This window comes from Candidatus Venteria ishoeyi (assembly GCF_030378065.1).
Classification (GTDB): Bacteria; Pseudomonadota; Gammaproteobacteria; order Beggiatoales; family Beggiatoaceae; genus Venteria; species Venteria ishoeyi.
In genome coordinates, this window is the sequence record NZ_JAUCGJ010000006.1 from 102261 (window position 1) to 110579 (window position 8319).

Sequence of the window (8319 nt, forward strand, 5' to 3'; positions counted from 1 at the left end):
GACCAGTAATAACGGGAAGTTGTTGCAGGCCAGTTCCTTATTGCAGCCATTTTGCGCATACCCACAAGCAAAAAATCGCAGGAAACGCAGTCGCATGAGTGATGAAGCAAACACTTCCGACAGGGAAGAAACACCTGTTTCCAATGTTTCGGAAACAGCGCAAGTGACAGAAAACAAGCCTGTCAATCCACCGCCAACACAAAAAAAACGGGTCTGGTTGTGGTTGGTTTTATTAGCCGCTCTGGCTGCGGGTAGTAGCTTCCTAAGCTGGCAATTATGGCAGCAGTTACAAACCATTTACGCCAAACTGGAAACCGGGAGCCAGCCGGATCGTGGCTCGCTGGGACAACTGCAACAACAATTTGCCGATTTGGAACAACAACAGCAACAACAAACCCCGTTGCAAAGCCAGTTCCAGCAACAAATAAAAACCCTGCAACAACAACAGCAACAGTTACAGCGTGCCTATCAGACCTTATACCAGCGTCTGCATAAAGTCGGTGATGAGGATGACTGGAGTTTGGCAGAAGTGCGTTATCTGCTGCGTATTGCCCATCAACGTCTGTTGCTGGGACAGGATGCCCGCGCTGCTTTACTGGCATTAACCACCGCAGATAGCAGAATGCAAAATGCAGGGCCGCTGTTTTTATCCGTTCGCCGGCAACTGACCGAGGATATTGAACAACTACAAAAAGTTAAAGCCCCGGATATTAATGGCATGGCATTTAAACTGGCAAGTGCCAGCCAAAAAATTGGGGATCTACCGCTTGCCCAGGGTATGCTGCATCAGCGTCCAGTGCTGGAGAAAAAACGGCGTAATGATACCGGTAACGAGCAAAAGCAAGCCCCCGTATCCGAAGATGACAACTGGGAAAATATCTCTGCGGCAGTCTGGAATGAACTGCGTCAACTGGTCGTGGTGCGTTATAATCAAAATAATGAAACCGGTTTATTATCCCCTGAACAGCGTAATTTCCTCAGCGAGAATATGCGTATTAAACTGGAAATTGCCCGCCTGTTATTGCTCAATAAAAGCACCCGACAGTTTCATGTAGAAATTCAGGCCATACAACAGGGTCTTAAGCATTATTATGATTTAGACGATTCTGCGGTCATACATTTGCAGGACAATCTGACTGCCATGCTCAATACCGAGTTAAATCCACAGTGGCCGGATATCTCACGTTCATTACACGCTTTAGAACGCTTGAACCAGAAAATGCAGACAGGTATGATGAACAATAAGCAGAATGAGCCAATCATACCGGTACCATTGGCTAACGAAGAAGCCCTGGAAAAGCATGAGAGTGAAATGCCAGAAATAGAAAATACGACCAGCGAAGAGGTGCCTGCAACATGAAGTGGCTGTTTTCTTTACTGATTGTACTGTCAGTGGCTGTCGGGCTGGCCTTGCTGGCTTATGATGATCCGGGATTCGTGGTTATCAGTCGCGGCCCCTGGACGGTGGAAGGCAGTCTGGCTGTTTTCTCAATGTTGGTTTTATTAAGTTTTATCCTGCTGTATTTTCTGATTCGTCTATGGCATGGTTTGTGGTATTTACCGGAACGCTGGCAAAGTCGTTACCAGAAAAAAATGCGTACCCGCGCGCAACTCGCTTTGCAACAAGGTTTTACCGAACTGGTTGAAGGTCAATGGAAAAAAGCCGGACGCAGCTTTTTACGCAGCCAGCCGCAATTTCTGCATTATCTGGGTGCAGCCTTTGCCAGCCAAAGACTCGGACAGATCAATAAACGTGATAAGCACCTGGAAAAAGCACTGGAATACAGTCCCAGCGAGTATCAACTCAGTGTTTCCCTGCTGCAAAGTCAACTGCAAATTGAACAACAACAATATAATCTCGCCCTGGCAACCCTCAAGCCCTTACACGAAAAAATGCCACAACAAGTACAGGTTTTAGGTTTATTGGCGCAGGTCTATAAGCATCTGGGAAGTTGGGCAAATCTGGCAGCACTCCTGCCGGATCTGCGTAAACGCAAAGTACTGGATGCTCAGCAGTTACAAGTATTGGAAATCAAAGCGGTACAGGGCATCTTAACCGAAGCGGCGCAGCAAAGTCTGGAAGCTTTAAGATTAAACTGGGAGCGTCTGCCCAAAGCCACTCGCCTGCAACCTGCAATTGCCGCCTGTTATGCGCGAAAACTATTGCAGGAAGGTCAGACCGAAGCGGTTGAAGGTTTATTGCGTGACACCCTGAAACAGCACTGGGATAAAGATTTATTGTCACTGTATGCCCATGTCAATACCAACCCCACCCAGCAGCTCAGCCGTGCAGAAAGTTGGTTAAAACAGCATGATCAGGATCCTTTTTTATTATTGACCTTAGGCCAGTTATCCACGCGCAATCGTCTCTGGGGCAAGGCACAACAATACCTGGAAGCCAGTCTGGCATTAGAAAAACTGCCGGAAACCTACCAGGCCTTAGGCGATTTAATGCTGCAAATGGGAGAAACCCAGCGCGGCGCGGATTATTATCGGCAAGGTTTGTCGTTGGTTAATCCTACCCAATCTGGGTCGGGTTTATCTACACGATAGGGGGGACGATAGCTGTGAAGCGAACAAAAACCCCTGCATCAACTGTACAAGTTATTTAATCCCACCCCTTAAAGCAACAAGGATAACTTTGCAAAATCTTCCAAAGTCAGATTTTCTGCTCTAAGGCCGGGATCAATATTAGCTGAAGCAATCTCCTGCTCACTGAATAAACCTTTTAAGCTGTTACGCAGGGTTTTTCTGCGTTGGGAAAAAGCGCTGCCAACGATATTAGACATTTTTTCAGGATCGGCTGTTACCGGTGCTGAAGCGTGAGGCCGCAGCGATACAATGGTGGATTCAACTTTGGGGGCGGGTTTAAACGCCCCGCGTGGTACATCAAATAAAGGGGTGATCTGACAATAATATTGCAGCATGACCGATAAACGTCCATAACATTTATTGCCAGAATGCGCCGCCATGCGCATGACCACTTCCTTTTGCAACATAAACACCATATCTTCAATACAGTCGAGCTGCTGCATCAGATGAAATAACAGTGGCGTGGAAATGTTATAAGGTAAGTTACCGATAATCCGTAACTTTTTCGTTTTTTTCAGGTCGCAAAAATCAAATTTCAGTGCATCTGCCTGGTGAATTTTTAAGTTGGCCCTGTCCCCATAAGTTTTCTGGAGATAATCCACTAAATTCCGATCCAGTTCTACGACATTCAGAAAGTCTGCATACAATAGCAAAGCGTCTGTCAGCGCACCCATGCCGGGGCCGATTTCAACCAGGTCTTGGCCTGTTTGTGGCGCGATACTTTGTACGATACGGCGAATGATATTGGGGTCATGTAAAAAATTCTGACCAAAACGCTTTCTTGGAGTATGAAAATTCATAATTATTCGGGGTTATGCAATAAACGCTGCGTGTCGGGGCCTAAGGGTAAGCGGAATAAATAAGAAGACAAGGTTAGTCCATCAGGTCTAATGAGTTTTAAAGTAATATAAACCGATTGTGCCGCCACGCTGTAGGTGCCGGTGGCAATACCGTATACCGAGTGCTCACGACTGATTCGCTCAAGATTGCGGGACAGTATAAATTCCCCGCTTTTGTGCTGCACGCTAAGATCTTCGCGGGTGCGTGGATCAATCACCTGATAGCCACGCACAGTTAATTGCGCGGCAAGTTGCTCACCTAATAAACGTCCTAAAGCGGTGCTTTTTTCCAGGTGATTGAGATCTGCAATGCTGGTCACCAATAATCTTTGATCGGTTTGCAGTGGTTCGCTCAAGTTTTTCAGCAGCGCCTCTGCCGCCTTACCCATGACGACAATCAAGTCCTCGTCAGTGGGTAAGTTTGCCGTCATGTGGGGATCGGGGTAACAATCCCCGGTCTGCATACGGTAGGCACAATCGCCAAACGCAGGACGTGGCGCACAACCTGATACCAGGGCTTGCAATGCAAGACCGCAGAGCAGCAGGCAATAAGCAAAAAATGTACGCTGAGACATAATAGGCTTTCTTGTCAGTCAGTTTCTGGCGACTTGCCAGGGTTGCTTGCAATGACTTCTGCTTTAGGCTTGGTAAGCTTTAACAACCAGATCACTTTAACGATAATCAGCGCAATCACCACAATGCTGGCCAAGCTGATAATCAGCCATAATTGTGTATCCATATTTTACGCTCCTTGTTCTGGCAATGACTTGTTTTGACGGAAGTGCAGACCTGACAGGTTTTAAAAACCTGTCAGGTCTTTGCTATGAAGCCCGACAATAAAATGTTGCTGATGTACTATGTTGAATTCAGCTTAGAAAGACATACCCGGCGGCATCTTGCCTTTCAGGCCCTGCATCATTCTCGCCATATTGCCTTTTTTCTTCATTTGTTTCATCATTTTTTGCATTTGCATAAACTGCTTGAGCATTTTATTAACGTCTTGTACCTGAGTACCACTACCGCCGGCAATGCGGCGCTTGCGCGAGCCTTTAATGACTGCGGGAAAGCGTCGCTCATGCGGGGTCATGGAAGAAATCATCGCTTCCATGCGCACCAGTTGGCGACCATCAACCTGATTTTTTACGGCTTGCGGCACCTGATTCATGCCGGGGATTTTATTCATCAGGTCATCTAAGTTACCCATGTTACGCATTTGCTCTAGCTGTGCGGCAAAATCTTCCAGGGTAAAACCTTTACCCTTAACCATTTTTTTCGCCAGCTTCTGCGCTTTATCCTTGTCAACCTTGCGCTCGACTTCCTCAATCAGGCTCAGGACATCACCCTGACCGATAATGCGGGAAGCAATACGTTCCGGGTGGAAGGGTTCCAGCGCGGTGGTTTTTTCACCCACCCCCATGAACTTGATGGGCTTGCCGGTAATTTGACGCACGGACAAGGCTGCACCGCCACGCGCGTCACCGTCAGTTTTGGTGAGGATAACCCCGGTCAGTGGCAAGGCATCATTAAAGGCTTTGGCGGTATTTGCCGCATCCTGCCCGGTCATGCTGTCAACTACAAACAGGGTTTCGGTAGGCTCAACCGATTGATGCAGGGCTTTGATTTCCGACATCATTTCCGCATCGATATGCAAGCGCCCTGCGGTATCGATAAGCAGCACGTCCATGCCTTGTTTACGTGCTTGTTTTAAGGCGTTGGCGGCAATTTTTTCTGGTTTTTGTTTGACATCACTGGGAAAGAAGTTAGCTTCAACTTCATCTGCCAGGGTTTTTAACTGCTCGATTGCTGCAGGACGATAAACGTCACAACTGACCACCATGACTTTCTTGTTTTCCCGCTCTTTAAGCAGGCGCGCGAGTTTGGCAACACTGGTGGTTTTACCACTACCCTGCAAGCCCGCCATCAGCACCACAACCGGTGGTGCTGCGCGTAAGTTCAGCGACTCGTTTTGCTCACCCATGAGCGCGGTTAATTCATCGCGCACCACTTTAATCAGCGCCTGCCCCGGTGTCAGACTGCCAATGACATCCTGACCAACGGCTTTAGCGCGCACTTGCTCAATGAAGTCTTTGACCACTGGCAAGGCAACATCAGCTTCCAGCAAAGCCATACGCAGTTCGCGCAGGGCATCTTTGATATTGTTGTCACTTAAGCGCCCCTGACCACTGATATTTTTCAGGGTTTGGCCCAGGCGTTCGGTTAAATTTTCAAACATGTTATTTACCCGTACTCAATATATTTAGCATGAGACGGAAGCGGTTTTCAGTGCATTAAGGAGTGAGAATTTTATAACTTCAGCAACTTGGCTGGTCTTTTCCTCCATTTTCTGCGTTGTGAAAACAGTTACATAGCTTGCTATGCGCCTGTTTTCACGCCTTGAAAATGAATAAAAATCCTGCGCCCAGTTTCTGCATTTATTTCATCCTCACTCCTAAGCACTGAAAAAAGCTTACGTCGAATTCAGATTACTTACAACTGTTCCAGAATATCATCAGCAATAGACGCATTGGAATACACTTCCTGTACATCATCTAATTCTTCCAGCATACCGACCATACGCACGACTTTTTCCGCATCTTTCAAGCCTAATTCCGGTTGTACGCTGGCGCGCATGGTGACTTCGGCATCGTCTGGCTCCAGACCTGCTTCTTTCAGCGCATCTTTAATCTGTAAAAAGTCATCAGGATTGGTCAGTACGTCCACAGAACCGTCATCATCGCTGGCAACATCATCTGCGCCTGCTTCCAGTGCCACGTCCATAATCGCTTCTTCATCCGCGCCTTCGACATAGCTGATGACACCAATTTTTTCAAATAAATAAGCCACTGAGCCGCCGGTACCGAGATTGCCGCCGCATTTAGTAAAAGCATGGCGCACTTCAGCCACCGTCCGGTTACGGTTATCGGTCATGCAATCAACCATCACTGCAACGCCACCTGGCGCATAACCTTCATAACGGATTTCTTCGTAATCATCGCCTTCGGTTGCACCAGCGCCGCGTTTAATCGCGCGCTCTATGGTGTCTTTGGGCATGTTGGCACTCAGCCCCTTATCCACAGCCAGACGCAAACGTGGATTATTATTCGGTTCAGGATCGCCCATTTTAGCGGCAACAGTGATTTCACGAATCAAACGGGTAAAAAGTTTGCCTCGTTTAGCGTCCTGCGCGCCTTTACGATGCTTGATATTTGCCCATTTACTATGTCCAGCCATGTTATTCCCCGTAGGTACAGATATTAAGGAACGAGGATTTTATAATTCCCGAAACCAAGCTGGCCTTTTCCTCCATTTTCTGCATTATGAAAACAGTTACATAGCTTGCTATGCGCCTATTTTCATGTCTTGAAAATGAACAAAAATCCTGCGCCCGGTTTCGGTTCTTATTTCATCCTCGTTCCTAAGAAATCTTGTCGAATTCGAACTAAATAAAATAACCGCATATCATAACATTAAATGTATAATTGACCCCCATTTTTTATTCAGGATAATAATCAGTGCATACCATGTTGTTCTTTATTCTTGCCACCCTGCTGGGTTTAGGTTTACTAGGCTGGAGCGCCGATCGTTTTGTCACGGGGGCTGCCAGTCTGGCGCGTAACCTGGGCATTTCCACGCTGATTATCGGTTTGACCATTGTTGCCTTTGGCACTTCTGCACCGGAAATGCTGGTATCAGCCATGGCGGCATGGCAGGGCAACAGCGGCCTTGCGATTGGTAACGCCATCGGCTCCAACATCGCCAATGTTGGACTGGTATTGGGCTTAACCGCTTTACTGATGCCGTTAACTGTACAATCAAACACCTTACGCCGGGAATTTCCCTTATTGCTGGTGGTGACATTGGGTACATTTGCCCTGCTATGGGATGCGCAATTAGGCCGTATTGACGGTATTATACTGGTCGCTGGTTTATTCATGATTATTGCCTGGACCGTTCATCTGGCGCGCCAGACCAAAACCGATGATCCGATTACTCAAGAAATGCAGGAAGAATTAGCAGCTGGTTTATCCACCCGCCAAGCCTTCTGGCTATTATTATCGGGTTTAATTTTATTGTTGCTGGCTTCACGTATGCTGGTATGGGGCGCTGTAGGTATTGCTGAACATTTTGGTGTCAGTGATTTAGTGATTGGTTTAACCATTGTCGCCATTGGTACCAGTCTGCCGGAATTAGCCGCCTCTATCGCGGCAGTGCGCAAAGGTGAAGATGATATTGCCGTGGGTAATATCGTCGGTTCCAACCTGTTTAATCTGCTTGCAGTGCTGGGCATTGCCGGTTTAATCGGCCCCGGCCCGGTGGATGCGATGGCACTAAGCCGCGACTATCCCTTAATGCTGGGCATGACCATTATGCTATTTATACTGGCGGGTGATTTCCACAAACCTGGGCCGGGGCGCATTGTACGTTGGGAAGGCGCAGCATTGTTTTCGGCCTTTATTGGCTATCAGGGCTGGTTGGTATATATCAGCTATGCGGGATAATTTAAGCTGTAGAGACGTAGCACTGCTACGTCTCTAAAATAGAAATGAAAAAATAGTAAGGCTTATAAGGTTTTTTAATGGATAGTCACCTGCTTCAAGAAATTGAAATTAAAAATTTCAAGTGTTTTGATAACTTCAAAGCCAGTGGTTTTAAGCGCGTCAACCTTATTGGCGGCAAAAATAATGTGGGTAAAACGGCTTTGATGGAAGCTTGTTTTATTAATGTTCACGCACAAGATATAAAAAAATTTACAGGTGCTTTAGTTGATATTAAAAGAATGCGTGAAACACTAAATAGACTCATGGCATTTATACAAGATAAAAACAAGTCAATCTCTGTTCAAACATACCTTGAAAAAAACAATCATTTTTTTTCCAGTTCAAATATT

Annotated in this window: 9 protein-coding genes; 4 read left to right on the forward strand and 5 right to left on the reverse strand. The window is 46.7% G+C overall.

The window, feature by feature from the left end; all coding sequences use genetic code 11:
* Positions 1 to 94: 94 nt before the first annotated feature.
* Together QUF61_RS03315 and QUF61_RS03320 are read left to right on the forward strand one after the other, a co-directional pair.
* Positions 95 to 1360 (forward strand): uroporphyrinogen-III C-methyltransferase, encoded by a 1266-nt coding sequence (locus QUF61_RS03315; RefSeq protein ID WP_146066822.1) that lies wholly within the window; start codon positions 95 to 97, stop codon positions 1358 to 1360.
* Positions 1357 to 2553, forward strand: coding sequence for a heme biosynthesis HemY N-terminal domain-containing protein (locus tag QUF61_RS03320; protein WP_289680447.1), 1197 nt, complete (start codon positions 1357 to 1359; stop codon positions 2551 to 2553). The genes QUF61_RS03315 and QUF61_RS03320 overlap by 4 nt, the downstream gene beginning before the upstream one ends.
* Before the next feature lie 68 nt (positions 2554 to 2621).
* On the opposite strand, the gene rsmA is transcribed toward QUF61_RS03320, so the two are convergent.
* The 5 genes from rsmA to QUF61_RS03345 form a co-directional block, all read right to left on the reverse strand.
* Positions 2622 to 3392 carry a 16S rRNA (adenine(1518)-N(6)/adenine(1519)-N(6))-dimethyltransferase RsmA gene (gene rsmA / locus QUF61_RS03325; RefSeq protein ID WP_289680448.1) on the reverse strand — a complete coding sequence of 257 codons (771 nt, stop codon included), beginning with the start codon at positions 3390 to 3392 and terminating at the stop codon, positions 2622 to 2624.
* 2 nt (positions 3393 to 3394) lie between these two features.
* Positions 3395 to 4006, reverse strand: a complete 612-nt coding sequence (locus tag QUF61_RS03330) for a FlgO family outer membrane protein (RefSeq protein WP_103921231.1) — start codon at positions 4004 to 4006, stop codon at positions 3395 to 3397.
* 14 nt (positions 4007 to 4020) lie between these two features.
* Positions 4021 to 4170 (reverse strand): hypothetical protein, encoded by a 150-nt coding sequence (locus tag QUF61_RS03335; RefSeq protein ID WP_177428560.1) that lies wholly within the window; start codon positions 4168 to 4170, stop codon positions 4021 to 4023.
* A 132-nt stretch (positions 4171 to 4302) separates the two neighbouring features.
* The gene (gene ffh, locus QUF61_RS03340; protein WP_103921232.1) at positions 4303 to 5664 is read right to left on the reverse strand and encodes a signal recognition particle protein; all 1362 of its coding nucleotides are present in this window, start codon (positions 5662 to 5664) and stop codon (positions 4303 to 4305) included.
* Between the two features lie 254 nt (positions 5665 to 5918).
* On the reverse strand, positions 5919 to 6662 hold the full coding sequence (locus tag QUF61_RS03345; protein WP_103921233.1) for a YebC/PmpR family DNA-binding transcriptional regulator: 744 nt from the start codon (positions 6660 to 6662) through the stop codon (positions 5919 to 5921).
* 290 nt (positions 6663 to 6952) lie between these two features.
* On the opposite strand from QUF61_RS03345, the gene QUF61_RS03350 reads away from it, so the two are divergent.
* Together QUF61_RS03350 and QUF61_RS03355 are read left to right on the forward strand one after the other, a co-directional pair.
* Positions 6953 to 7930: a calcium/sodium antiporter gene (locus QUF61_RS03350; protein ID WP_289680451.1), complete on the forward strand. Its 978-nt coding sequence runs from the start codon at positions 6953 to 6955 to the stop codon at positions 7928 to 7930.
* Between the two features lie 77 nt (positions 7931 to 8007).
* On the forward strand, positions 8008 to 8319 hold a 312-nt coding region (locus QUF61_RS03355), incomplete at its 3' end, for an AAA family ATPase (protein WP_289680450.1).